Raw genomic sequence first — 23295 nt, forward strand, 5'->3', positions numbered from 1 at the left:
CTGTCCCCAGCTCTTCGGGCTTGACCTCTTGAGGTTTCATGGTACACTATAGAGGGAATTACAGAAAGAGAGGCGACAAAATCCGTATGCAGATCATTATGTTGAATGGTGGACTGGGAAACCAAATGTTCCAATACATCTTTGCGTTGTATTTGGCACAGAAGGATGCACATGTTGTATTGGAAGACTCTGCTTTCTTCGATGCACATGTCGAACCCGATTTGTTTAAGATACCGAAGTTCTTTCCAGCAGGAATTTTCCCGCGACTGAGCGAGTATTTCTCACCCGATGTTTGGGAGGAAATGCTACTTCTCAAAGAACGTGGGAAATCGATGATTGAACAACTTTACGAAGGCGGTCTCCCGATCCACTATGTACAAGAGATGAACTCTGCAGGTCCTTCTTGTGCAGCTCCAACTACAATCATAAAAAAAGACGCCCCCGCTGTATCCGTAAACTTATCCCATGAGCAAACAGTTTATTTTTGGGGTTATTGGATCACAGATTTCTATTTTAGAGAGATTCAAGATACATTTTTATCTCAGTTTCATTTTCCTTCATTCCCGACAACCGCACAGGAAGAGATGGCACGAAGAATCTGTTCATTTCAGAATGCAGCGGCAATCCACGTGCGACGCGGCGATATGGCAAAGCTCGGACGATCGAACCCCCTGCAATATTTTAGACAGGCCATTCGTAAGCTAGAGAGCCTGATTCATGTCGATCATTTCTATTTGTTCTCTGACGATCTTCCCTATTGTATGAATCATGCAAAGGAACTTGGCCTCACCTCCATCCGATCCCGCCTGACTGTTGTAGACGGAAATCGCGGTGCACACGACTATGTCGACATGCAGCTAATGTCACTCTGCCGCTTTCGTATCATCGACCAGAGCAGTTTCAGCTTTCTTGCGGGGTTGCTATGCCGACTGCCTGGGAATCTCACAATTTTTTACGACGCATCGAAACTTTCAGGATGTAGCTTTTCGATCTAGAGCAATGCATTCTGGTAAAAATAAAATTAATTTGGTGCGGTACGAGATTTATTCCGTTCCACTGCCCAATTGCAATACCGATACTTTCACCCTCGATTGACGATATTCTGGATCTGCTTGAGCGTGATGGAGATCGTGCCGTCTTCGCCGCGGCGGAACTCGACGAATTCCGTGTTGTCGAAGTAGTCCGTCGGGATCACAAGCTCGATGCCCGTGTCCGTTTTGAGCTTGTGATTCTTCATCTTCTTCAGGATGGATTCCTTGTCCATCTCCACGGGCGCAGCGAATCCTGCTTCCTCGATCGCCCGCTCGTAGTCCGCCTGCATGGCGGGATTGCCCTTGAATACCTCGCGGCCAACTTCCAAGGGATTCACTGCATCTTTTTCGGCAAGCTCGCCCGCGACGAAGGATTTGACGGCAGCCGCCGTCTCCACGGCATCGCCGCCGTAGGCTTCGGCGACCTTCTTCGCCGTATCGCTCGCCTTCTTCAAAGCCTCGCGCGCCGAAGGCGCCTGTCCGCATTCCAAGACAAGCTCGGGCAGGACGAAGATGGCGTTGCCGTCGACGCTGTAGCGCTTGGCACGCACATAGGCAGCGAACGTCGAAAGATCGACGAAGGCGAACTCGTCCATCGTCGCCGAAGCGCTCGGCAAAAGGGAGCCGCACGCCGAAAGCTCCGCCGAAAGCCCGCTCTCCGTATCGACAACGGCGGGCGAAAAGCCCGCATGGCTGCGGCAGAGGAAGACGATGAGCTCGCGCCGCTCATCTTCGTGCACTTCGAGCACGAAGAGCAGCATGCTCGCCGCCTCTGCCGCATGGGAAAACGCACGCAGAAAGCTCTCCGCCAGAATACGCGAAAACGCGAGGAAGTCCTTCTCGCCCGCAAGATAGTCGGCAATTTCCTTCCTGCACTCGCTGTCCTCGTAAAACGTCCCCGCCTTCTTGTCGGGACTCTTGCGGCTCTTCTCGATATGTGCGAGGAGGTATTCGCTCGTCTCGCCCGTAAGCGGCAGCTCCGCCGCCGAAAGAAGCGAAGAGCCCGCCGCGTCGAGAATATGAAGCGCCGCCTTGTCGATTGTGGTCATATTGTACCGCCTTTCGGAGGACGACCCGAATCTCTCTGATCTTCCCCTTTATCGTTCATCATCATTCTATCAGAAAATCTTAGCATCGCCTATAGAAAAAAGAAGGATTTCCAATCATCGACGGGGAATTAAAGCAAAAGGGTTTTCTCTGCAGAGCGTACGGCAGAGAGCGGGCGGTCGTGGATTCGCCCCGCACACGATACAGCGATTCCAGGGAACGGGAGAGATTATGCCATGGAAAAGGAGCATGTGACAACAGGCAGGAAGGTCTACCTGGGCAATCATTCCATTGAATATGAAGCGTTCATCGCCGAGCCGCGCCTGATCGAGGTCGATCCGATGGAGTGGCAGAAGTATATGTCGGAGCAGGCGAAGCGGCGCTTGAAGAAGGCGGAGGCGAAGGCGCGCAAGAAGGCCGAGGCGGAAGAAGCGGCGCGTCGAGCGGCAGAAGAAGAGCGAAAGCGCGAGGAGGAAGCGGCAGCCAGGGCGGCGGCAGGGGAAGCTGCATCTGGCGAGGAATCGCCCGAGGACATCGCCGCACGCATCGCGGGAGACAGGACGCAGGCGCAGGCGGACATCTTGGATATCGCCAAGCATACGGTCGAGGAAGCGCCCCAGGCGGAAGACGTCGCCTCGCGCATCGAGCGCGAGCGGCGCGAGCGTCAGGCGGCGCTCCTCGACTTGGCGAAACAGCAGCAGCAGTTGGCGGCAAAGCGAAGCCGATGATCGAAAAGCGGCTTTTGCAAACGGAGCGCTTGGACTTTTCTCAACTCAATATACGCGCAAATGCTCACTTTGCAGGGATTGTGCGCGCCTCTTACATGAAAAGTCCATCGGTCTCCCCCTCAGGCTTGACCCCTTGGATTTTTACGGTAAATCGTCAGAAAATCTTGACAAGTCAAACCATTTGCTGTATAATGAAAGCAAGCAAAGGGGGGAAAAAGAGGCCGGCGGATGAAGTGACCGGTACCTGCGCTTGACGGGGGCAGTCAAAGGAAGCCTCCGAATACTCGGAAAGGAGGAGAATCCGATGGGACGGTGAGTCTCGAAAAAAAGTCGGATGAGAAGTGAATGACGAAAGAATCGTGCCTGAACGAATAACCGCCGCGCGAAAGCGCGGCGGTTATTCGTTCTTTGCGTTTCGTCAATACATCGCAGCAATCCGGGCAGGCCCAGAGCGATGGCCGCCATCTTTTCGCATGTTCGGCCATGCGCGTCCAAAGCGGTTCAATCCCACTTCGCTATACCAGCAGTTCGCCGAGATTTTTCATGATCTTCACATGCGGCAGCGCCTCGAAGGCGGCTCTTTCCGTCGTGCCCGTGAGCACGGCGGCGAAATCGACGCCGGCCGCCTACGCTGCTTCGGCGTCGACCAAGTTGTCCCCCGTGTAGATGACCTCGGACTTTGCCGCGCCGAAGCGGCGGCAGGCGGCGAGAATGCCTTCGGGCGAGGGCTTGAACGTCTCAACGTCCTCGCAGCCGATGACGAAGTCGAGAAGATGCGTGACATTTTCAGCGATGAACTTCTCCATGATGCGATGGCGCGTCTTCGTCGAGATGATGGCGGTCTTCGCACCTGCCGCACGCAATTTTTCGAGGAGCGGCAGCGTCTCGGGATAGAAATGCGTATTCGGCGTCATTTCCTTGTCGGCCTCCTTGCGATAGCTGACGAGGAAACGCTCACATTCCGCTGCCTCCTCGATGCCCGCAATGCGGCGGATCGCTTCGTCCATCGGCAGGCCGATCGTGCGGCGGATCGCCTCGTCGGGCACGTCGTCGTAACCGAGCCGCTTGAGTGTCGTATGAAAGCAGCCTGTGATGCCCTTTTCCGAATTTGCAAGCGTATAGTCGAAATCAAACAGATAATAGCGGTATTTCATTCATTCACCTCAAGATCTTTCTACAGCCGCTTCTTCCTCGGGGTACTTGACGCCCCAGGTCGTCCGCAGCTTCGTCATGACCTCCATGACGCCCCGCGTATAGTCGAGGCGCATCTCGTTTCCTTCCCCGCGGACGGCGCGCTCCATCGCGAGGACCTCGTAATCGAGCGCTTTTTCCGTCTCGCCCGCCGCAACATCTTCCCGGCTTCCATCTGCCGCCCAGATGATGGAAGCACGGTCGGCACGCGGATAGTCGCAGATCTCGATATAAGCGTCGTCGAAGGAGAACACCGCTCGCTTGGGCTGCTTGGCGTGAAGGGACAGCGTGATGGCGGCCATTTCCTCGGCGCTGTTCTTAAGCACGATGACCGCCTGCTCGTCGACGCCGCTCGGTGCAAGACGCGCCCGAGAGACGATTTCCTCAGGGTTTTCCGCAAGGAAGAAACGTGCGCAGGACAAAGCGTAGACGCCGATGTCGAGGAGTGCGCCGCCCGCGAGACGGAGATTGAAGAAGCGGTTTTCCATATCGTAAGGCTTATAACTGCCGAAGCTCAGCTGCGCGAGACGAAGCGAGCCGAACTCGCCCGCCTCGATGCGCGAGGCGAGCGCACGATAGAGCGGCATGTGGTAGATCGTCATCGCCTCAGCGAGGACGAGTCCCTTCTCCTCGGCGAGAGAGGCCGCCGTCGCAAGCTCGTGCGCATTGAGCGTGATAGCCTTTTCCGCGAGTACATGCTTGCCGGCGGAGAGCGCCTGCATGATGTAGGGCGCATGCGTATTGTGCGGCGTCGAGATGTAGACGATGTCAATGTCCGGGTCGGCGAGGAGAGCCGCCGGCGTATCGTACGCTTTTTCTATGCCGAACTCTGCCGCAAAGTCCCTCACCTTCTGCGGCGTGCGCCCCGCTGCAGCGCAGAAGCCGCGTCCGAGCCGCTGCAGCGCCTGCGCCATTTCATGCGCGATCGTGCCGCAGCCGATCGTCGCCCAGCGGCAGGTTCTCTTCTTTTCCATAACGTACAACCCCTTCAAGCGAGCATTTCCAACAAGCGTGCAATCCATAGTCCGAGCGGCGTGCCGATGATGTGTCCAAGGATCGCCAGGAATATGCCGACGGGGATCAAAGCGCCGGAATACAGGCTCGCGAGAATCGGCGCTGATGCTGCGCCGCCGATATTCGCCATCGAGGATATGCACAGCGTGAACATGTCGAGCCGGAAGATGCGTGCGATCAATGCCATGAGAAGGAAGTGCACGCCGAGGATGATGAAGCCCGCGAGCACCCAGGCGGGTGCATCGCCGAACTGCAACAGGGATGTGCGCGAGGCGATGAGCGCGATGAGCGAGTAGAGCATCACGTTTGCAACCTCCATGGAGCCGGCAATGCGCCCGAGCGGAGAAAAGGCGGCGATGAGTCCGGAGGCCGCAATGAAGAGAATCGTCCAGATGGACTGCGTGAGAAAGGGCATGGCAACGTAAAGCAAGGGGCCGAGATCTGCGCCAACGGAGGAGACGAGGAGCGACGTGCCAAAGATCAAGAAGATTCCTTGAAAAGAAATCTCTCCCGTCCGCCTCGCATCATCGTCCTCGATCGCCTGCGATACGGCGTCCAGCTTCGCCGTATCCACTCCCATCCAGCGATTGAAGCGCGGGGAAAGCGTGACGAGCCAGAAGAGGAACAGGACCCAGATCGTATAGTCGATAGAGTCGACGATGAACGCACCTTCCATGTCGATCACCGGAATGTGCAGCGCGGTCTGAATCTCCATGATATTGTCGTAGCCGCCGATCCAGGAGCCGGAAAGCGCACCGAGCGTCATCCACGCGTTGACGCCGAGATGCTCCCCCATGATGAGGAAGGCGACGACGAACCCGGCTGCGATCGTGACGGTCGCAGCGAAGAAGCCGAGGAGCATGCGCGGGCCGATGCGAAAGATCTTGCGGACATCCGAGCGCAGGAGCATCGTGAAGATCATCGCATAGGTCAGAAGCGTCGAAAGCTCGCGATAGACGGGCTTCGTCGCCGCCATGCTCCAAACGCCGAGCGTAGCGAGCAGCATCGAACCGATGTAGATGAAGACGACGCTGGGGACGAAGCGAAAGATCGCCCACCCCGTCACCCTTTCGGCAGCAAGAACCACGGACGCGAAGAACACAAGGACGGAAACATAGGAAAGTCCGTCGGTGATCATCAAATCCCTCCTTTTTTGCAAAAGCTTTGCAGCTATTATATCAAAAATAACGATATTGTGGTTAATTTTTATCGCAGATAACCACAATATCATTATTTGCAATGATCGCTTCCTTGACGAGCAAGCTATATCCGCGCTCCCGCAAAGCCAAAGCCTCATCTATAACACAAAAAAGGAATCGGCAAACAGCCGATTCCTCACTTGTCGAGATGGTGGAGACGAAGGGGATTGAACCCTCGACCTCTCGGATGCGAACCGAACGCTCTCCCAGCTGAGCTACGTCCCCATGTCGTACTACGCAAGTATACTGCATATCGAAAGAAAATGCAAGAAAAAAAATCATATTTTCCCAATATACCCAAGAAAGAAGAATATATTTCCCGATGAAGCAGGAGAATTTCATTAGAAGTCGAAGAAGGTGTAGAGCTGAAGGACTATATTTGAGCGCAGAGATGCGGCAGGAATCGCAGCTCTGCAGGAAAGGACGTGAAACCATGAGTCTGACAAGAAAATGTCTGCTCTTTCTCCTGACCGTCTTGGGGTGTCTCCTCTTGGCGGGCTGCGGCTCTTCCGGTCTCGGGGGATCGGGAAAGGTAATCTACGCGAACCACAACGATGACGACGCCTTCGCCATGCAGCTCAAGAACACCTTTGCTGAGAAGGCGAAATCGGCAGGGCTTGATGTGGAGTTCCTCGACGCCAAGGGCGACAGCAATCTGCAGATCGACCAGCTGAACGAGGCGATCAGCAACAAGGCGGCCGCCATCGTGCTCCTCGCGATGGATGGAACGAGCATCGTGCCTACGGTCGAGAAGGCGCGCGAGGCAGGAATCCCCGTCGTCATCATGAACCGTGACGTGAACGATCCGAAAGTGATCGGCTCGCTCTCCGACGACCGCGAGGCCGGCCGGATGCAGGGCGAGTTCATGGCAAGCCATCTGCCGCCGAACGCCAAGGTCGTCTACCTGATGGGCGAAAGCTCCCTGAGCGTCGCCGTCAAGCGCTGGGAAGGCTTCAAGGAAGCGTGCCTCGACAAGCGTCCCGACGTCAAGCTCCTCGCTTCTGTCGACGGAAGCTGGAGCAAGGCGGAAGGAATGAAGGCCATGACGCTCTGGCTGAGCTTCTTCCCCGAGATCAACGGCGTCGTCGCGGCGAACGATGAGATGGCCTTGGGCGCGATCCAGGCCTTGAAAGCGGCGAACCGTCTCAACGGCTGCCTTGTGACGGGCGTCGACGCTACGCCTGCAGGCCTCGCAGCGGTCGAAGCGGGCGAGCTTTCGCAGACGGTCAAGCAGGACGCCGAGGGACAGGCGGCAGGTGCAGTCACGCTCGTCCAAGGCTTTCTAAGCGGCAAGGCGCCGACCGAGAGCCTCGACATTCCGTTCACGTCCATCACGCGCGAAAATGTCGCGCAGTTCGTGAAGTAAGGGGGCTGGGAAATATGAGCAATTTTACTTTGGGCAGCGAGATCCTGAAGGATTACAGCGTAAAGACGAAGGTCGCGATCCTTTCCGTCTTCCTCCTCCTCACTGTGGCGCTCGTCGCCGTCGTCGGCATCTATTCGAGCCATTCGGCAAAGCAGGCGCTCGACGAGATGTATCACCACAACTTGATGACGACGCAGTATCTGAACGACGCAAACAACCGACTGCGCAGCATCAACGTCAACGTATCTTACATCGTGCAGCAGAACTTCACGCAGGAGAATCGTCAGATCCTCCTCGATGACATCGCGGGCAACCTCGCGGGCATCCGGCACGATGTCGATGAAATCCAGAAGATGGAGCAGAGCGATCGCACGAAGGAAGCGCTCTCCGCGCTCGACAAGGATCTCGATGCGGCGGACGCCGCGGTCAAGGCCGTCGGCACACTCGGCACAGCGCCCGAGGACAAGGCGGAAGCGTACAATCAGCTCTCCTCCCTGACGGCGATCGGCGCCAACATGGAGGTTCTGACGCCCGACAACGTGTTCCAGGGCAAGCAGCTCTTCGAGGCGAACAATCGCCAGTATGCACGCACGCTGAAGATCTTCGCCGCGATCATTCTCATCAGCCTGATTCTCGGCATCGTCATGTCGCGCATCATCGCAGACAACATCTCGGCGCCCTTGAATACGTCGATCGACCACCTCAATGCCGTCGCGACGGGCGACCTGGACCGCGAGATTCCTGCCGCGCTGTCGAACCGCGCCGATGAGATCGGCGTCGTCGTCAAGGCTCTGATGAAGATGCAGGGCTTCATGAAGCAGGTGCACGAGGAAGCCGAAAAGACGGACGCCGTCGTCGGCGAACTCGAAGCGATGATCAACGCGATGAACAACGAGACGCAGGAAATGTCCGCCGTGACGGAGGAGATGTCTGCGGGCATGGAAGAGACGGCGGCCTCGACGGCGAGCATGCAGCAGGTCAGCGGCCACCTGAGCGAAGAGATCCAGCACACCGTGCAGGAAATGAAGAAGAGCGAGGCGTACACGCGGGAGATCGCCGTGCGCGCGACCGAGCTGAAGGCGAAGATGGAGCAGTCGCAGGAAGCTTCAAACCGCGTCTACGGCTCGACGAAAACCTCCGTGGAAGATGCCATCGAAGCCGCGAAGGTCGTGCAGGAGATCGAGACGCTCACGCAGGCCATCACGGACGTCGCCGAGCAGACGAACCTCCTCGCGCTGAATGCGAGCATCGAGGCGGCTCGTGCCGGCGAGCAGGGACGCGGCTTCGCCGTCGTCGCCGGCGAGGTCGGCAAGCTCGCCGAGCAGTCGCAGGAAACGGCGGAGAGAATCAAGAGCCTCACCGGCCAGGTCATGAGCGCGATGGAAGCCCTGTCGAAAGGCGCCTTCGACCTCCTGCACTTCATCGATGAAGACATCCGCAAGGACTACGAGCAGATGGACGAAACCGCCGTGCAGTACAAGGAAGACGCAGAATTCTTCCACAGGACGGCCAAGGGCAGCACGAAAAGCTCCGAAGAACTCCTCGTTTCCGTGCGCAACATGAACCAGTCGATGGACGAGATCGGACGCGCGACGCACGAGAGCGCCGACGGCAACACGCGCATCGCCGAGAACATCGTCGGCATGGCGGAACGGTACGCCGACATCCTCGAAAAGGTGCAGGGATTCAAGGAAGGCACGGAGCGCCTCAAGAATCTCGTGACAGCTTTCTCCAAATGACGACAAACCGGTAAATCTGCGAGGCGGCAGCTTGCTCTTTCAAAGCTGCCGCCTCGCTTTTTCGTTGAAAAAGTGCCAGCAAAAAGACTGCCGTGCACCGAAGCGCGGCAGTCTTTTTGTGCGTGTAGTTTGCGCGAGTTGGAGTTGGTAAGGGACGCTTCTCAGAGCGCCTTGGCGACGGCCTCACCGAGTTCCTCGCAGGCCTTCACGCCGTCGTCATCGGGCGCGTTCTCGACGATCACGCCGTCGGAGACGAGCTTGGCGCCGGCAGCTTTCGTGCGCTCCGCCCAAGCTTCCATCCAGGCGCCAGAGCCCCAACCGTACGAGCCGAAGAGGCCGACAGGAACGCCCGAGAGCTTCTTTTCCGCTTCCGTGAAGAACGGCTCAAACTCGTCCTCTTCCAAGACCTCGTCGCCCATGGCGGGGCAGCCGAAGAGGAAGCCGTTGTAGTCGGCCATCTTGTCTGCGCCAAAATCGCTGACCGTGAAGAGCTCCGCCTCTGCGCCGCCCTTCTTCGCGCCCTCAAGGACGGCTTTCGCCATCTCTTCCGTGTTGCCCGTGCCGCTCCAATATACAACCGCTACTTTTCCCATGTCAAAGACCTCCTGATGATTTTTTTCTTGCTGCAAAGAACTGCTGACCGTCCCTGCGCGCTAGACCGCTTCCAGAAGCTCCGCCATCGGCGTGCCGCGCCCCAGACGCGCACAAAGACGCTCCGTGCAGTCCGTGTATCGCTGGAAGAGAGCGCGTGTCTCCTCCTCGTTCGCGTAGACCTTCCAATAGCCCGCGCAAGCGAAGTCGCGTCCCTTGTTCTCGATGAAGCCTTCCACGTCCTCCGGCGGATAGCCGAGGAAGAGGCCGACCTCATGCGGGAAACTCTTCTGGAGTTGGATGCGCATGGAAAGATACTCCAAATGCGCTTCGATCGCATCACCTGCACGGTAGCCGAATCGCGCCAGAAGCGCAAGCACCGCCGGCTGCTCCAAGATACGTTCGAGGAGCTTCCTGCGGTAGAAGAGCATGAGGACATACTCCTCGCCCTCCGTCAAGCGGACGGGCGTGATGCCTTTGCACTCGAAGCATGTCGCATACGATTCAAGAAGCGCATCGAAATTCTCGAAGCGGCTCTTCTGGAAAGAAACAAGGCTCGCAGGCTTGATCCCCGCGAACGTCGGCGCACAGTGGAAGCAGAGCATACGCTCGAAACCATCCTTACCCAAAATCATCACCTCCAGCAATGTATGTATAGGATAGCACATCTGGTAATGATTTTCAATACAAAAATAAAAGTTTTTTAGACAAAGAAGCAACAAGCCTCCTGCCCTTTTCGCCATATAAAAAGGGCGGCTCTGCGCCATCTTCCCATGACACAGAACCGTCCTCTCAGTGCTTTATAAAGGTTCACACCAAAGCAGCGCGAACAGGCTCAGAGCGATTTTGCCAGCGCTTCGCCAAGCTCCTCGCATGCCTTGAGCCCGTCGTCATCGGGCGCGTTCTCAACGGCAAGGCCATCGTCCACGAGCTTCGCGCCCGCCGCGCGCACGCGCTCCGCCCACGATTCCATGAAAGCGCCGCCGCCCCAGCCGTACGAGCCAAAGAGTCCGACCGGCACACCCGAGAGCTTCGACTCCGCTTCAGCGAAGAACGGCTCGACATAGTCCTCCTGCAGCTCCTCCGAACCCGTCGCCGGGCAGCCGAAGAGGAAGCCGTCATAGCCCGCCATATCGGCGACCTTGAAATCCTCGAAGCGCTTGAGCTCCGCGTCCGCGCCGCCCTTCTTCGCGCCCTCAAGGACGGCTTTCGCCATCTCTTCCGTATTGCCGCTGCCGCTCCAATATACTACTGCAACTTTTTTCATGAAAAAACCTCCCATGTTTTCTTTGCTGAAGATTTTATAAATAATCATTCTCAATATATAGAATATATCATTTTTCCTTCTCTGCGTCAACAAAAAGGTGGGAAGTTATCCAATCCGTCTGCACGGTTCGTCTCAGGAAGCGCTATTTCCTCCCCGATTCCTTGAAATACTGCCACGCGTCCATGACATCGAGGAAGGCGCCGTCGAAGCCGGCGGCGATGATGCGGTCGAGGTAGGCGTCCTCCCTGCCGTAGAGGATGTCGTGCCATTCTCTTGACCAATAGCGCGCCTTGTAGCTGCCCGGCCATTCGGGATTCGGCTCGGCGAGCCAATGCGGACGCTCGCTGTCCCATTCCTTTTTCCAATAGGGGCGGTAATCCGCCGCTTCGCCGACGCTCATGTAAGAGAGGACGAGGCGGCGGCCGCCGTTCGCCTTGTGCTTGAGGCGAGCGGTTTCTGCGGGTGTGAGCGGGCGGTCGCCATAGTAGAGGTCGACGATCAGGAGGTCGTAGTTCGTCGCGGCGAGCGCGTCGAGGTAGGCTTCGCGCGTGGGAAAATGCTCGGGGTTCAACAGCGCGAGGAAGTTTTTCACCTGCTTGAGGCGCGTGACGTCCGCTGCATTTTCTTCCTGCGGCGCGCGCGCAGGAATCACATCCAAGAGACGGTCGCCGGCTTCGGAGATGTAGCCGGCCCCATGTCCGAGCGCTTCCACCTCGGCGATTTTCTTGCCCTTCACATAGTCGAGCGTGAAGACGGAGCGTCCTGCGAGCAGCGGCTTTCGCAGCATGGCGGCGAGGTATTCTTCCGTCTCCGCATCGCGCCGCTCGGGCGTCTCTCCCTCTTCTTCATAGCCGTCATAGAAGACCGACTCCATGAGGATGCCGTCGAGCGTTCCGACGAGCCGTGCGACGTTTTCCTCGGAATTGTCTTCCGTCACTTCCAGAAGCCCCACGGGGCCGTTGCCGACGAGCAGGAAGTCTTCCTTACGGGCGCGTGCATAGCGGCCAAGGGTCTCTGCGAGATCGACCATCGCCGTTTCCGGCACGACAGCGATGCTAGCCGCGGCGTCCTTCGGCGCATCTGCGACAAAGGGCGTCTGCTGCAGCCCGAAGAGTCCTGCCGCTCCTAAGAGAAGCGCGGCAACGCCTTTTTTTATCTTCCCCATACGTCCTCCTTCACGATGCCAAAAATCAGAATGACTGCTGATACCAGAGCGCAGCACCCCAGCCGTTGTAGCCTGCGCCGCCCACGTCGCTTCTCACATAGCGCTCGACTTGGAACGTGAGATTTTTGCGCTCGCTCGCCTTCCAAGCAAGGCCTGCGATCAGCGAGCAGCGCTTGAAGCCATTGCCCGTGTTGAGCGCCGTGCGCAAGGGGTCGTAGGTCGTGCTCACGTTCTGATAGTGCGCCATGATCTGCCACGTCAATTTGTCGGACACGCGGTGGCGCAGGCCGAGTCCGTAGTACTGCCGCGCGACTTCCTGCGAGGCGATGCCCTTGGCCGCTTCGGTCAGCGCATAGATGGCGTAGAAGCGCACTTCATCTTTCGCGGAAACAGCTTGGTTGTAGAAGAAGCGAAGTTCCCAGTCGTCGCCGTCGCGGTAGTGCATTTTGCCGGTAATCGTGCGGCTGTCTGTGTCCACCGCGTCCTGTACGGCGTTCTCTGTGGAGTTATGGTAGAGCTGAATCATGTACGATTTCTTATCTCCCGCATGGAGGTACTCGATTTCCTGCGCGAAGATGTTGCCCGGCGATACATGCGCATTCGGCACTTCCTTCGAATAGTCGTAGCCGCCGCGCACGGCATAGCTGAATCTTCCCGTCAGACGGTCGCGCTCGCTGATGCGGTGCGTGACTTCGACGCTCGGGATGAACTGCCAGCCCGCGCCGAAGTCGGTGAAGCGTGCGAGTCCTTCGGGTACGGCAGCACGCTGATAAATCTTGCTCTCGCCCGTCGGCAGGTTGACCGAGAGGCCGTAATGGACGCTCGTCCGAGGCTTTTCATTGTGAATCGTAACACTCGCCTGCGTATCCGTCAAGCCCGAGACGCCGCTGTCAAATCCCGTATGGGATTTGACGTAGCCCGCAGAGATGCCGTAGTCGAGCTTCGTCTTGCCCGCGTGCGTACGCGAAAAGTACGAAAGCGGCAGATAGAGCTGATGCCCCGCTCTCTCGCCGCGCCATGTGTAGTACTCGACGCCCGTCTCCGCGCCCGCGCCTTCGCCGAAATAGGCGAGATCATGCTCGCTCTGGAGGAGCCTTCGCTCGGCAGCCTTCTGCTCGTCCGCCGCCTGCAGCGCCCAGGCTTTCGCCTCCGCGTCGTACGTTTCCGCTTCCGCCTTGTTCTTGCGGCTCTCGGCGAGATCGGTTTCGCTCGCTTGGGCTTCCTGCGTGTAGTCGGCGACGAGTTCGCGCGCGTCGCGCTCCGCGTCCTCTGCCTGCTCGCGCAGAGCCGTCAGTGCATCGAGCTGCGCTTCCATCGCGTCGAGCTGCGCCTGCGCCGCGTCGACCTCGGATGATACAGCCGCGAGCTTTGCACCGGCCGCGTCCGGCGTCGTGCCGCGCTCGGCGGCAAGGGCTTCTTCGACCATGCGCTGCGCGTCGACGATGCGGTTCTGCTCGTAGCCGACTTCCGCGAGGATGCGTGCGACTGCTTTCTCGCGATCGGGATTCTCTCCGTCCGTCGTGCCCGCTGCACGCGAGAGATTGTCCGCCTCGCGGTAGAGCGATTCCAGCGCCGTGCGCTGCGCCTCGACCTCGGGTGCGTAGTCTGCTTCAGCGTTCTGCGCCGCGATCGCCTCTTCCGTTCGCAAGGCGCTCGCTTCTTCGGCCGATGCGAGCGCCTTGCGAACGGCGGCGAGATGCTCTTCTGCCGCGCGCAGGTTTTGGATGGCAAGCGCGAGGTTGGCGGCGGCGTCCCGCGTCGCTTCCTGCGCTTCGACGAGGTTGGCGCGCGCGCTTTCCACGTCCGCCCGCGCTTCGGCGAGCGCCGCGAGGGCCGCGCGGTGGGATCGTATCTCATCTCGGACGTTCATCATGTAGGAGAAGTAGCCGTAGACATCGTGCAGGGCGTCGTGGCTCGCCGCCGACGCCACGCCCGACGTCATGCCGAGAGTGAGCGTCAGGGTGCAGGCTCTCTTGAGGAGTGCGAGCGTGCGGCGGCGTTTCATCTTCTGTAGTATGCTCATGCTTTTTCCATCCTTTCGAGATCGGGAAGCTCCTCCCCGTAGAGCCAATATGCGATCTTTTGGAAAATCCCCGCGTCCGCCCGATAGAAGACGGGCTGTGCGCAGAATACATAGTAGTTGATGCCCTTGGCGAAGCGCATCAATGCCCAGATGCCGTAGGCGAGCGCAAGCGTCGTCGCGAGGAAGAAGCCGAAGCCGTAGCTCTTTTCCCCGAGATAGAGAGAGAGAAGACCCAGCGCGAGATTCCCGAGCGCCGCGATTGCGCCGATGCGCCAGACGCCGCTCTGGAAGTCGAAGTACTCAAGCATGATCATGAGAACCTGCAGAGCGCCCGCGAAGAAGGCGGCGAAGAGCATGACGTTGAACATGTTGACCGAGTTGTAATCGAGTCCGGCGAACGACAGCACATAGTTGCCAAAGGCCAGAAAGACGAGCGTAAAGACGAACTGGAACTCGAACGCCTGACGCAGCTCAAACCACATGACGTAGAGCAGATCCTTTCGCGCGTCCTCGATCATCTGAAGGTTGCCGCCGTGCGTGATGGAGGTGAAATACTGCGCGTAGCGCTCGTAGAAATGCGTCTCCACCTTGACGACGAACATCGTCGTGAGCGGCAGGATGGAAAGGAGCGCGTAGAAGACGACGACGTCGTAGCGCGGCGCGTAGAGGAACGTGTCCTCGATGAGCACGCCCCAAGACCCCTGCCAGATGAGTATGTTCGGCAGGAAAAGCCCGAGCGTGTAGCCGAACGCGCCGATGAAGAGCCGCCCGTGCCGCCCGAGATAGGGCAGGAAGGCGAAGATCATGCCGTCCTTCGGCAAGCCGAAGCGGCTCGTCACATAGAGGAAGAAGAAGAGGACGAGTGCGCCCATGCCGACGTCCATGGCAAAAAGCGCCGCCGCCGCAGGCGAAAGCCATGCCAGCTCCAAGAGGAGCGCCGCGAGCGCAACGCTTAAAAGGACGCCCGCAAGGTAGCCGAGGATCAGGTACTTGAAGCGCTTGACCGCCGTCAGATAGACGCTCGCCGTCCAGACGAGCAGCAGTTCCGAAAAGAAGAGGTACGACAGGAGTTTCAGCTCGAAGGCGAGCGGCTTGTCCCAGAAGAAGAGCGCGGAGGCGGCAGCGCCGAGCACGAGCAGGATCGCGCTCATGCCGAAGAGCGACGGCGTCACATCGCGGTAGTGCTGCACGGTGATGCAGTCCGCGAGATAGCGCGTCAGGACGATCGTGAAGCCGCACGAGAGCAGCTGGGAAAACACGAAAGAATAGACGACGGCGCCAAGATAGACCGCCGATTCCGCCTGTGCCGTGCCGTGGAGCTGGAAGAGCGTCTGGATCAGCAGCACCATGCTCGTCAAAAGGGCGAATGGCCCCGTCGTGACGATGGCGGAGTACGAGTACGCCTTGAGATGCCCCGTTGCCGTGCGCGCCCGAAAGAGACGCTTGAGTTCAAATCCGACGCCCGCCATGTGCCCCCTCCTTTTTGATGTCCTGATACGCCTTGCGATACGACTCGATGAATTGTTCGTGCGTGTAGCGCGACTTCGTGCGGGCAAAGCCGATGGCCGCCATCGAGCGGCGCAGCTCATAGTCCTTCGCGAGCCGCACGATCTCGTGCGCCATCGCCTCGTAGTCGAGCGGCGCGACAACCGCGCCCGCCGTGCCGAGATCGTCGCCGCTGTCGCCGTAGATCAGCTCGCGGCAGCAGCCGACGTCCGTCGTCACGTAGGGCCGATGCGCCGAGAAGCCTTCCAAGACGGCGAGCGGCTGCCCCTCGCTGATGCTCGACAGGACGAGGACGTCCATCTTCGGCAGATATTCGGCCACGGGGACGGAGCCGGTGAAGGTCACATCTTCAAGGCCGAGCATGCGCACCGTGCGATGGCAGACGGCGACGTAGTCGGGATCTTCTTCGAGTCCGCCCATGACGACGAGGTGCGCGTCGGGCAGTTCGCGCTTGACGATGGCGAAGGCGCGAAGGAGCGTCAAGATGTCCTTGATGGGCACGACGCGCACGACCGCGCCGATCGTGATCGGCCCCTTGTGATCGAGAAGCTCGGGAACGGAAGAGAAGCGCTCCATGCGCACGCCGTTCGGCACGATCTCGATCTTTTCCGGATCGCAGCCGAGGTCAGCGGCGATCTTGCCGTTGTGCTCGAAGAGCGTGTAGAGGCGATCGGCGCTGTGGTACGAAAGGCGTGCGAGATAGTAGAAGTAGCGAATCCACACGCCCTTGAAGTCCGCCTTCGCCCAGTCGCTCTTCAAGATTTCCGCCTCGCGTTCGCGTGAGTAGACGCCGTGCTCCGTGATCATGTACGGCTTCTTGTAGCGCGTCGCCGCCATGCCGCCAATGACGCCCGAGTAGCCCGTCGCGACGCTGTGGTAGACGTCCGCCTCGGGCAGCTTCTGCTGCAGCAGGTAGAAGAGGGGCAGAAGCATCGAGCGCATCGTCCAGAAAAAGTCCGTGAACGGCAGATTTTCATACTGTTCGCGATAGACGCGCACGATCACATCGAAGAAGTCGCTCGACATGAAGACGGCGAGCGGCGACTTCCAGCGCCCGTAGGCGAAGACTTCCAACAGCCGCTTGAGCGGGATGTCGCGCTCACCGCGCACAAGCTCGTAGAGCGCCTGGCAATCGTCATACGTCAGGATGCCCTCAAGCATATCGGAAGCGCGCAGGGAGAGGATCTCGTCGAGGAACACCTCCTCGATGCCGACGCAGTTCGCGGGCAGCTTGAACTTGAACTTGCCGCGATCCTTCATCTCCGCGCCGATGGTGTAGACGACGAACTCATGCTCGGGAAGCCCCTCCATGAGCATCTGAATCCACGAGGACACGCCGCCTACGACGTAGGGATAAGAACCTTCCGCCAACAGACAGATGCGCATCACTTCTCTCCTTTCCAATAGATGCAGGCTCGCGCCTCGCTCGTGCGGACGAGGTAAACGCCGTCATCGGCAAATTCCGCCGTGCAGCCTTCCGTGCGCTCGATCTCCTTCGCCGTGCGCAGCAGGAAGCGCAGCTCGCCGCCCGTACCCCACGAATAAAGCTCCAGACGATCATCCGTCCGGCGCACGCGGTAATCCATATCAAAGTAATCCGAAAAGAGCGGCAGACTGTCCGAAATCGTTTCCGCCGTCAGCCACGGATAGCGCACGCGAATCTTGTGCATGAAGCTCTTCAGCCCCTCCGACATGCCCTGCCACGTCATGTTCGCGCTCTCCTCGTAAAACAATTCGTCCGGATGGATGAAATGCGAGAACACGCCGATATAGTTGAGCGCACTGATTTCCTGCCAGAGCATGAGCCCGTCATCCTCATGACCCGAGCTGATGCGCGGCAGTTCAAAGACGCCGTCCTTGCGCTCAAAATCCTGATAGTAGGCGCGCTCATTCGCCGGCCCGTCGAACAGAGAGCCGAAGGCGATGACCTCGGGGAACACCTTGCGGATCGCGGCTTTCCCCTCGGGACTCATGATGTTCGACGGCGGCACATAGAAACGGAAGTCGTAGTCGGGATAGACGGACTTGACGTAGTTCCTCAGCTCGCTCAGCGCTTCCTCCATATCCGCCTGACTTTCCCACGGCACATAGTTGAGCCGCGGCTGTCCGTAGCCCGCAGGGGCGAGCGGCTGATGGTTGTAGCCGTGCAGGCCAAGCTCGCCGCCCATGTTCAAAAGTTCGCGCCCATAGATGATCAGTCCGTCACGCGCCGCGCGTCCGCCAAGCGGCCGGAACGGCCCTTTGACCTGTGCGCCGTACGTCTCGATGATGGCGCCCGTATAGCGGATGTCCTCCTCCTGTGCCAGACGGCGGATGAACGGCCACCAGATCTGGCGGTAAAAGGTCTCCGTATCTACGCCGAGTTCGTCGTAGATGCGCGAGAAATCCCCTTCGGGCACAGGGGCGGGAAAATCGTCGAGGACGAAGATCTTCACGCCGACGACAGGATAGATCGCATCCTCGCCGCAGTGCGCCGCCATCGCCGTGAAGATGCCGAGGTTCGTCTTGTCGTCACGCTCAACGCCGTTGTAGGCGTAAATGCGCCCCGCCCCCAGTGATTTTTCCCAGAGAAGCGGCGCGCCGTCGGCGCTCTCGATCTGCACGGCGGCGTCCTCGGTCAGATCGACCCTATTGACTTGCGTCGTAAACGCCGAATTTTCGCCGAAGCGGAAATCCTTGCCGCCGACGAGGAAGTTCGTCCGTATATGGATTCCGTGAACATCGGCAGGCTCGCCTACGGATGCGATGCCGAAATCCTGCAGGATGGCGGCCGGCAAAGGATTTTCTGGCGTCTGCTCGATCTTTTGCAGAGCGAGCAGAGTGCCGCCCGAGCGCACATAGTCCAAGAGCGCGGGCAGCAGCTTCACCGCGTCCAAGCGCCCCGTCGCCAGAGCGACGCCCTGATATGCGCCGTCAAAGGGGCGCGTATCGTAGACGGTGCGGCTCTCGTAGTCCTTGCGCTTTTCCTTGAGGATCTTTTCCATATTGTGCCGCGCATACATGCTGAGGACATCGGCGGGATCGTAGACGATGAGGAACTTCTCTCGCGCGATCTCCTCCCCTTCGGGCGGCATCGACCGCAGGACGCGATCCGCAAGCGTGCGGTTTCCCCGAGCATCGAGATGAAGAAAGCCATCGAAGCGGCTGTATTGGAAAAAGCAGCCCAGAAGGAACGCGATGAAGAGCAGGAGGCAAAGGCTTCGCTTATTCACGCGCCGCACCTCCTTCCCAGTAGCGGATCGCCTGCATCGCTTCGTTCGTCAGGCGCGTTGGCAGTCGCTTGAGCGACTCGATCGTTTCCTTCATCGCCTCGCGCTCATGCGCCGCCTGCTGTATTTGAAGCGTCAGGAGAAGCGGCAGCTCCGCCTCGGGGAGGCTTGCGCGAAATGCGGCGCAGGCTTCTGCCGCCTCCTCCAGGCGCTCCGCACGGATCAATGCACGGATGCGCTCGGCGTGATAGGCAGGATGGCCGGGATGGCGCTCCGAGAGGAGGCGCAGCATCTCCATGTAGCGCATGCGCTGCTGCTCGCGCGTCACGGAATCACCGTAGCGGCGCAGCAGAAACTCGCGCACCTTCTCCACATACTTGTCGAGCAGCGCATCGTCGTCCGCGCCGCGCTTGATCGCCTCTTCGAGCGCATAGATGTCCTCGCCGAGCTGCTCCATGTGCGCCGTCATCATCGACACGGCGTAGTAGGCGATCTCGCGGTCGCTGTCATGCACGGCCTCGTTGAGGATTCCCTGCCGCTCCACGACGTTCTGCTTGATGGCATCGGTGAAGAACTTGCGCTTGAGTTTCGGATCGTCCATCAAGAACACGTCGCGCAGCGGCACGATGTCTGCATTGTACGCACGATCGCCGAAGGACATGCTGAAATCCTCCTCCTCTTCCTCCGGCCCCGTGCGCTTCATGAGTCCAAGCGCATGACCGAAAAGCTCGTAAAGGAGCAGCAGAAGAAGCCCGAGACCGGGCAGAGCGGCGGCAAAGACGCCCTTGGCCGCCGCTGAGATCCGACCTCGGCGCTTTCCTTCGACCGCCATATAGACGGCGACCAATATGAAGTATACGAGAAGCAGGAGTCCTGTTCCTGCAAACAAATCGCTGATCATAGCGAAAGGCTCTCCCCCGTTTCAATTCCCGCCTTTTCCAAGCGCTCACGCACCATGTCGAGCGTCTTGCCCGCGACATCGGGCAGAAGGAGGGCGACGCCGTCTGCCGTCGCACCGATGAAGTCCTCGGCGCGAATGCTGTTCGCAATCTTGTGGTCGATCTCTCGGTAGCTCTCGTCCTTGATGCTGACGGGCAGCAGCGCGACGGGATAGTCCGCCTGCATGCGGCGGCGCTCGCAGAACTCCTCGATGACCTTTTGAAACTCCTCGATGCGCAGGATGCGCGTCTCGTCGATATATTTGCGCCCTGCCGTCTCCTGCTCCCACGCGTAGGCGCGTCCGAGCGAGCTGGACACGAGGCGCGCGGTGATGGAGAGGAGATTCTGCTCATAGAGACTCCACTGCTCGAAATCCAGATGATAGATCTGCAGGACGGCGATCACGCGCCCTTCGTAGGAAATCGGCGCGGCGAGATCGGGCAGTCCCTTGATGAGATCGCGGTTGACGAAGATCTTCTTCTCCCGGAGCATTTCCTGCAGATACGGATAGTCGTCGACGCGCAAAGAGCGCGGCATCTCACCCGTCCGACTGCCGAGGCGCACCTTCTGTCGCAGGTAGTAGCCGCCCTCGCCGACGACGTAGACGACGACATCCTCGACGTCGAGGATGTCCGCCGTGACCGACGTCGCCTGCGTGAAGAGGTTCTCCGTCTCGACGGAATCAAGGCGCGAAACGATGCGGTAAAGGCGGCCGATGCTGTCGTCCGAGTTCACGATCTGGCGATAGAGGCGATCCTTCACGGCGAGGTTTTCCTTGAAGAGGTTTTCCAAAAAGGAATAGCGGTTCTGCAGACGGCGCTTGATGCGCGTGTCGGCGAGCTGCTGATAGCTCGCGCGGTCGGCGAAGTAGCCCGTCAGCACCGCGACGAAGAAGTACGAAACGAAGTGCAGGAACTCGCGCGGATTGTAGAGCATCGCCACGAGGTCGCCACCTGCGCCCAAAAGGCTGTGAATGAGCAGAACGAGCGAGAGCACCGCCGCGATCAGCGCCTGCTGCTTGCCGTAGAGAAGTCCCATGCAGCCGATGTAGAGAAACGCAAAGTCGAACGCCGTCATGGCGTTCACCGTCGTGCCGCCCTGCAAAGCGCCCACGCCCGCCGTCAAAGCCGCGCCTGCGAGGTTCTCGGCGTAGGGGATGAAGCGCTGCTGGAGGCGTGCGAGACGCGCGCGCCTCGACATCGCGCGAACGTCCGCGACGCGCGTATCGTGCATCGCGCACATCGCCTCCCACGTCTCCTTGAGACCCTGCGCGAAGGGACGCACGGGACGCCAGCCGAGTTCCTTTTCTGCGATCGCGCTCTTCAAGATGGCGCGTCCCTGCGTTTCGCGCGGAACCGCCGCCTCCTCCATGCGCGGGAAGAACTCGCGGCAGATCGCATAAAGCTCCTCCATCGTCGTTGCCGCAGGTGCGCCGATGTGCAGATGCGCGCCGTCGAAGCCGCGCGCCGCCGCCTGATAGATCGCATAGACCGCGTCACGCGCATCGAGAAAGCCGCAGGAAACGGCGGCCGGATCAGTGTAGCGCGGCAGCGGACGATTCATCAAAGCCGCACCGAAGAGACGCCCGATGAAGCCGTCGTCCGACGTCTGTCCCGGCGCGTAAAGCTCAGGAAGGCGCACGATGGACACGGAAAGTCCCTGCGCACGCCAGGAGAGCCCCTGGGCTTCCAAACGCGCGAGAAGCGCCCCCGTTTCGCCCTGCGGCTGGAGCGCCGCGTCTTCCAGCGGCTCTGTCCCGGGCGCAAACACCTCGTCACCCGAGAGCAGAAACACGCGCCGCACCTTCGATGCGCAGGCAAAGCGCAGCATGGCGTCGAGGCGGCGCACCCCCAGCACGGGATCGCGCTCCAAACGATAGATGAGGAGATCGAGATTCTCCACGGCGAAGACCATGCCCGCCTCAGCGCTCTCCAAGGCGCAGTCATACGTCTTCATGCCTTTCTGCGATCGCTCCTCCTCATTCGCAGAAAGGCTCGAGACTTCCCACGCCTCCTTGCGAAAGCACGCGGCAAGCAGCTGCTCCAAGAAGCGCGGCAGCCCCGCAAACATCACTTTTTTCGTCCATGTACTCATATTCTTGTCTCAGGCTCCATTCGCTTGACCTTTGCTCACCATCCGACGCAGCAGGCAGTGTATCGTTTAACAAAGGACTTTCTATCTATTAACAAGACGGTAAATATGGCAAATTCTGTATTTATCCACCTAGTGTTACTTGCTTTACTAGTATATATGACTCATTATTTTATGGCAAGTTTTTATCCACATGTTCTGTAAATCTTATAGAATTTTTTCCTTTAAGGACAAAGGGCTCACATAGAGCTGATACCCTTCAGGCTTGACTTCTCGGAGTTTTACAGTATACTTGAAAGCACAGATATATTTAAGGCGATTGCCGCTGCGTGGAAAGGATGGGATGGTATGCGTCTACGTCGTTTGCGCAAAGTCTTTCTTGCTTTCGGACTTGCCGTATTCTTGTCGGCGGGCACGGCCTTGGCCGCGCCGATCCTCTCGGAAAACTCCCACGGACACGACGTCTTCAAGCTGCAAAAGGAACTGAAGCGCACGGGCTACCTCAGCGACGAGCCGGACGGCATCTTCGGCAGCCGCACGAAGAGCGCGGTTCTTGCATTCCAACGCGCCCAGAGCCTCAAGGAAACGGGCGTCGTCGATCGCGAGACATGGAGCCGCCTGCAGGAGCAGCCCGCACGAGACGCCTCCCCCGCCCCTGCGCCCCCCGCCGCAAGGCCCGCGCAGGGCGGCTCTATCGCCTTTCCCGCTGTGAAGCCTGCCGACAATACAGGGACGGAAGCGCCGGGCAAAGAGAACGTCCCCGCGCTCGAACCGCGCGTAAAAAAAGCGCCCGAGAGCGCCCCGTTCCTGCAACGAGCCAAGGTGGCGGCCGTCATAGCGACGGCGAAGAAGTACATCGGCACGCCGTACAAATTCGGCGGCACAACGCCGAAGGCGTTCGACTGCTCAGGCTACCTGCAGTACGTCTTCCAAGAGAACGGCATGACGCTGCCGCGCACGGCGGACGAGCAATTCAAGCTCGGAAAGAGCGCGAAGACGGCGGAGCTTGAAGAGGGCGACCTCGTCTTCTTCGAAACGTACGAAAAAGGCGCGTCGCACTGCGGCATCTACCTCGGCGGCGGCAAATTCATACACGCATCGACGAGCAAAGGCGTGCGCATCGATGAGCTTTCGGGCGACTACTGGAATACGCATTATTACGGCGGCAAGCATATTGTACGGTGAAGGG

Annotated in this window: 20 protein-coding genes and 1 tRNA gene; 6 read left to right on the forward strand and 15 right to left on the reverse strand. The window is 59.2% G+C overall.

Going from position 1 to position 23295, the window contains the following annotated elements:
• The first annotated feature begins 86 nt into the window (after positions 1 to 86).
• Entirely contained in the window at positions 87 to 995 is a 909-nt protein-coding gene (locus SELSP_RS10970) for an alpha-1,2-fucosyltransferase (RefSeq protein WP_013741051.1), read from the forward strand.
• A gap of 86 nt (positions 996 to 1081) precedes the next feature.
• On the opposite strand, the gene SELSP_RS10975 is transcribed toward SELSP_RS10970, so the two are convergent.
• Positions 1082 to 2080 carry a nucleoid-associated protein gene (locus tag SELSP_RS10975; RefSeq protein ID WP_006193268.1) on the reverse strand — a complete coding sequence of 333 codons (999 nt, stop codon included), beginning with the start codon at positions 2078 to 2080 and terminating at the stop codon, positions 1082 to 1084.
• Between the two features lie 234 nt (positions 2081 to 2314).
• Here SELSP_RS10975 and SELSP_RS10980 point away from each other — a divergent pair, with 234 nt between their 5' ends.
• Positions 2315 to 2806 (forward strand): hypothetical protein, encoded by a 492-nt coding sequence (locus SELSP_RS10980; RefSeq protein ID WP_006193271.1) that lies wholly within the window; start codon positions 2315 to 2317, stop codon positions 2804 to 2806.
• A gap of 543 nt (positions 2807 to 3349) precedes the next feature.
• Positions 3350 to 3472 carry a hypothetical protein gene (locus tag SELSP_RS12555; protein ID WP_268741243.1) on the forward strand — a complete coding sequence of 41 codons (123 nt, stop codon included), beginning with the start codon at positions 3350 to 3352 and terminating at the stop codon, positions 3470 to 3472.
• Here SELSP_RS12555 and SELSP_RS10985 read toward each other — a convergent pair.
• The 4 genes from SELSP_RS10985 to SELSP_RS11000 form a co-directional block, all read right to left on the reverse strand.
• Positions 3433 to 3960, reverse strand: a complete 528-nt coding sequence (locus tag SELSP_RS10985) for an HAD family hydrolase (protein WP_006193274.1) — start codon at positions 3958 to 3960, stop codon at positions 3433 to 3435. The genes SELSP_RS12555 and SELSP_RS10985 overlap by 40 nt on opposite strands.
• 9 nt (positions 3961 to 3969) lie before the next feature.
• A complete protein-coding gene (locus SELSP_RS10990) occupies positions 3970 to 4971 on the reverse strand; it encodes a Gfo/Idh/MocA family protein (protein WP_013741052.1) in 1002 nt (333 codons plus the stop codon).
• A gap of 14 nt (positions 4972 to 4985) precedes the next feature.
• On the reverse strand, positions 4986 to 6149 hold the full coding sequence (locus tag SELSP_RS10995; RefSeq protein WP_013741053.1) for a DUF819 family protein: 1164 nt from the start codon (positions 6147 to 6149) through the stop codon (positions 4986 to 4988).
• 210 nt (positions 6150 to 6359) lie between these two features.
• Positions 6360 to 6435, reverse strand: a tRNA-Ala gene (locus tag SELSP_RS11000).
• A gap of 208 nt (positions 6436 to 6643) precedes the next feature.
• Here SELSP_RS11000 and SELSP_RS11005 point away from each other — a divergent pair.
• A complete protein-coding gene (locus tag SELSP_RS11005) occupies positions 6644 to 7576 on the forward strand; it encodes a sugar ABC transporter substrate-binding protein (RefSeq protein WP_013741054.1) in 933 nt (310 codons plus the stop codon).
• Between the two features lie 14 nt (positions 7577 to 7590).
• Entirely contained in the window at positions 7591 to 9315 is a 1725-nt protein-coding gene (locus SELSP_RS11010; RefSeq protein WP_006193279.1) for a methyl-accepting chemotaxis protein, read from the forward strand.
• A 161-nt stretch (positions 9316 to 9476) separates the two neighbouring features.
• On the opposite strand, the gene SELSP_RS11015 is transcribed toward SELSP_RS11010, so the two are convergent.
• The 10 genes from SELSP_RS11015 to SELSP_RS11060 form a co-directional block, all read right to left on the reverse strand.
• Positions 9477 to 9908, reverse strand: a complete 432-nt coding sequence (locus SELSP_RS11015; protein ID WP_013741055.1) for a flavodoxin — start codon at positions 9906 to 9908, stop codon at positions 9477 to 9479.
• A 60-nt stretch (positions 9909 to 9968) separates the two neighbouring features.
• Entirely contained in the window at positions 9969 to 10541 is a 573-nt protein-coding gene (locus tag SELSP_RS11020) for a DUF3793 family protein (RefSeq protein ID WP_037367725.1), read from the reverse strand.
• 200 nt (positions 10542 to 10741) lie between these two features.
• Entirely contained in the window at positions 10742 to 11173 is a 432-nt protein-coding gene (locus tag SELSP_RS11025) for a flavodoxin (RefSeq protein WP_013741057.1), read from the reverse strand.
• A 142-nt stretch (positions 11174 to 11315) separates the two neighbouring features.
• Entirely contained in the window at positions 11316 to 12338 is a 1023-nt protein-coding gene (locus SELSP_RS11030) for an endo alpha-1,4 polygalactosaminidase (RefSeq protein WP_006193283.1), read from the reverse strand.
• Positions 12339 to 12363: 25 nt separating this feature from the next.
• Entirely contained in the window at positions 12364 to 14361 is a 1998-nt protein-coding gene (locus SELSP_RS11035; protein WP_006193284.1) for a hypothetical protein, read from the reverse strand.
• Positions 14358 to 15830, reverse strand: a complete 1473-nt coding sequence (gene pelG, locus SELSP_RS11040; RefSeq protein WP_006193285.1) for an exopolysaccharide Pel transporter PelG — start codon at positions 15828 to 15830, stop codon at positions 14358 to 14360. The genes SELSP_RS11035 and pelG overlap by 4 nt, the downstream gene beginning before the upstream one ends.
• The gene (pelF, locus tag SELSP_RS11045) at positions 15811 to 17253 is read right to left on the reverse strand and encodes a GT4 family glycosyltransferase PelF (RefSeq protein ID WP_006193286.1); all 1443 of its coding nucleotides are present in this window, start codon (positions 17251 to 17253) and stop codon (positions 15811 to 15813) included. Before pelF ends, pelG begins: the two co-directional genes overlap by 20 nt.
• Positions 17253 to 19079 (reverse strand): DUF2194 domain-containing protein, encoded by a 1827-nt coding sequence (locus SELSP_RS11050; protein WP_006193287.1) that lies wholly within the window; start codon positions 19077 to 19079, stop codon positions 17253 to 17255. The genes pelF and SELSP_RS11050 overlap by 1 nt, the downstream gene beginning before the upstream one ends.
• Positions 19072 to 19977, reverse strand: a complete 906-nt coding sequence (locus SELSP_RS11055) for a hypothetical protein (RefSeq protein ID WP_006193288.1) — start codon at positions 19975 to 19977, stop codon at positions 19072 to 19074. The genes SELSP_RS11050 and SELSP_RS11055 overlap by 8 nt, the downstream gene beginning before the upstream one ends.
• On the reverse strand, positions 19974 to 22109 hold the full coding sequence (locus SELSP_RS11060; protein WP_006193289.1) for a GAF domain-containing protein: 2136 nt from the start codon (positions 22107 to 22109) through the stop codon (positions 19974 to 19976). Before SELSP_RS11060 ends, SELSP_RS11055 begins: the two co-directional genes overlap by 4 nt.
• 345 nt (positions 22110 to 22454) lie before the next feature.
• On the opposite strand from SELSP_RS11060, the gene SELSP_RS11065 reads away from it, so the two are divergent.
• Positions 22455 to 23291, forward strand: a complete 837-nt coding sequence (locus tag SELSP_RS11065) for a C40 family peptidase (protein WP_006193294.1) — start codon at positions 22455 to 22457, stop codon at positions 23289 to 23291.
• The last annotated feature ends 4 nt before the right edge of the window (positions 23292 to 23295 follow it).

It is taken from the genome of Selenomonas sputigena ATCC 35185 (genome assembly GCF_000208405.1).
Taxonomy (GTDB): Bacteria; Bacillota; Negativicutes; order Selenomonadales; family Selenomonadaceae; genus Selenomonas; species Selenomonas sputigena.

Bases quoted from the DNA above. Each gene is read 5' to 3' on its own strand.
- SELSP_RS11015 (WP_013741055.1), bottom strand. From the start codon at position 9,908: ATGGGAAAAGTAGCGGTTGTATATTGGAGCGGCACGGGCAACACGGAA.
- SELSP_RS10980 (WP_006193271.1), top strand. From the start codon at position 2,315: ATGGAAAAGGAGCATGTGACAACAGGCAGGAAGGTCTACCTGGGCAAT.
- SELSP_RS11005 (WP_013741054.1), top strand. From the start codon at position 6,644: ATGAGTCTGACAAGAAAATGTCTGCTCTTTCTCCTGACCGTCTTGGGG.
- SELSP_RS11060 (WP_006193289.1), bottom strand. From the start codon at position 22,109: ATGAGTACATGGACGAAAAAAGTGATGTTTGCGGGGCTGCCGCGCTTC.
- SELSP_RS10990 (WP_013741052.1), bottom strand. From the start codon at position 4,971: ATGGAAAAGAAGAGAACCTGCCGCTGGGCGACGATCGGCTGCGGCACG.
- SELSP_RS10975 (WP_006193268.1), bottom strand. From the start codon at position 2,080: ATGACCACAATCGACAAGGCGGCGCTTCATATTCTCGACGCGGCGGGC.
- pelF (WP_006193286.1), bottom strand. From the start codon at position 17,253: ATGCGCATCTGTCTGTTGGCGGAAGGTTCTTATCCCTACGTCGTAGGC.
- SELSP_RS11020 (WP_037367725.1), bottom strand. From the start codon at position 10,541: ATGATTTTGGGTAAGGATGGTTTCGAGCGTATGCTCTGCTTCCACTGT.
- pelG (WP_006193285.1), bottom strand. From the start codon at position 15,830: ATGGCGGGCGTCGGATTTGAACTCAAGCGTCTCTTTCGGGCGCGCACG.
- SELSP_RS12555 (WP_268741243.1), top strand. From the start codon at position 3,350: ATGATCTTCACATGCGGCAGCGCCTCGAAGGCGGCTCTTTCCGTCGTG.
- SELSP_RS10995 (WP_013741053.1), bottom strand. From the start codon at position 6,149: ATGATCACCGACGGACTTTCCTATGTTTCCGTCCTTGTGTTCTTCGCG.
- SELSP_RS11035 (WP_006193284.1), bottom strand. From the start codon at position 14,361: ATGAGCATACTACAGAAGATGAAACGCCGCCGCACGCTCGCACTCCTC.
- SELSP_RS11010 (WP_006193279.1), top strand. From the start codon at position 7,591: ATGAGCAATTTTACTTTGGGCAGCGAGATCCTGAAGGATTACAGCGTA.
- SELSP_RS11025 (WP_013741057.1), bottom strand. From the start codon at position 11,173: ATGAAAAAAGTTGCAGTAGTATATTGGAGCGGCAGCGGCAATACGGAA.
- SELSP_RS10970 (WP_013741051.1), top strand. From the start codon at position 87: ATGCAGATCATTATGTTGAATGGTGGACTGGGAAACCAAATGTTCCAA.
- SELSP_RS11030 (WP_006193283.1), bottom strand. From the start codon at position 12,338: ATGGGGAAGATAAAAAAAGGCGTTGCCGCGCTTCTCTTAGGAGCGGCA.
- SELSP_RS10985 (WP_006193274.1), bottom strand. From the start codon at position 3,960: ATGAAATACCGCTATTATCTGTTTGATTTCGACTATACGCTTGCAAAT.
- SELSP_RS11065 (WP_006193294.1), top strand. From the start codon at position 22,455: ATGCGTCTACGTCGTTTGCGCAAAGTCTTTCTTGCTTTCGGACTTGCC.
- SELSP_RS11055 (WP_006193288.1), bottom strand. From the start codon at position 19,977: ATGATCAGCGATTTGTTTGCAGGAACAGGACTCCTGCTTCTCGTATAC.